Raw genomic sequence first — 1,180 nt, 5'->3', positions numbered from 1 at the left:
GATTTTAAACTCAATGTGATTAATTTTTATCTCGAAGGCAATAGCTTTCTATCAACGGCTAAGCATTTTTCTATTGATACTTCTCAGGTTCGTCACTGGTGCTCCGCTTATCAATTGCATGGTATTGAGGGAATTAAACCTCGAAAATCCAAAGCAATCTATTCTCTTGAGCTAAAAATGCATATATTGTCTCACATGGCAAAACATTCGCTTTCTACCAGAGAAACCGCCGCTCTTTTTAATATTCCAACCTTTACAACTCTATGGGAATGGAAAAATATTATCGATATTCATGGTATTAAAGCATTAGCTCCCAAGAAAAAAGGAAGACCTACATTGACTAAAAAGAAAACAGAATTACCTAAAAATGACAAAGATAAATCGCTTAAAGAACTTTTAAAGGAACTCGAGTATTTACGTGCTGAGAATGCTTGCTTAAAAAAGTTACAAGAATTGCAGGAAATAAAACGACGGTAAAACAACGTGTTGCCGTCGTTAATCAACTAAAAATGGTTTATCCTATTTTGGTTTTATTACGTGCGCTTTCTTTATCAAAAAGTACGTTTTATTACCATCAAAAAAACAGTCATGATTCAAAAGATAAATTATTAAAAGATAAAATAAAGGCTATTTATCATCAACATAAAGGTCGATATGGTTATCGAAGGATCACGGCTGTACTGCGAAATGAAGTTGTTATTAATCATAAAAANATCAACATAAAGGTCGATATGGTTATCGAAGGATCACGGCTGTACTGCGAAATGAAGTTGTTATTAATCATAAAAAAGTACAGCGGTTAATGCAGGTTCAGGGACTAAAATCTATTGTAAGACCTAAAAAATATCGTTCTTATAAAGGCCAATTAGGTCGAATTGCTGATAATCATCTCGAAAGAAATTTTAATGCCAGCAAGCCCAACNAAGTACAGCGGTTAATGCAGGTTCAGGGACTAAAATCTATTGTAAGACCTAAAAAATATCGTTCTTATAAAGGCCAATTAGGCCGAATTGCTGATAATCATCTCAAAAGAAATTTTCATGCCAGCAAGCCCAATGAAAAATGGGTTACTGATGTCACCGAATTTAAGGTAAAAGGTGAAAAGCTTTATCTTTCGCCTATTCTTGACTTATTTAATCAAGAAATTGTTTCCTACCAAATAGCTAGACGTCCTCATTAC

At 33.8% G+C, this 1,180-nt stretch carries 2 protein-coding genes and 1 pseudogene (1 of these 3 running past the window's edge); all 3 read left to right on the top strand.

The window, feature by feature from the left end; all coding sequences use genetic code 11:
• On the top strand, positions 1-477 hold a 477-nt coding region (locus tag CBE70_RS00020; protein WP_157925981.1), incomplete at its 5' end, for a helix-turn-helix domain-containing protein.
• A 32-nt stretch (positions 478-509) separates the two neighbouring features.
• The gene (locus CBE70_RS18645) at positions 510-803 is read left to right on the top strand and encodes an IS3 family transposase (RefSeq protein ID WP_408633983.1); all 294 of its coding nucleotides are present in this window, start codon (positions 510-512) and stop codon (positions 801-803) included.
• A pseudogene (locus tag CBE70_RS18640) lies at positions 716-1,180 on the top strand (IS3 family transposase) (its annotated part continues 488 nt past the right edge of the window); the annotation flags it as partial. The gene CBE70_RS18645 and the pseudogene CBE70_RS18640, both read left to right, overlap by 88 nt.

Source organism: Proteus columbae, assembly GCF_002777965.1.
GTDB classification, from domain to species: domain Bacteria; phylum Pseudomonadota; class Gammaproteobacteria; order Enterobacterales; family Enterobacteriaceae; genus Proteus; species Proteus columbae.
Note: the sequence above shows the minus strand (reverse complement) of the source record. Positions and strands in the feature narration are given on the sequence as shown.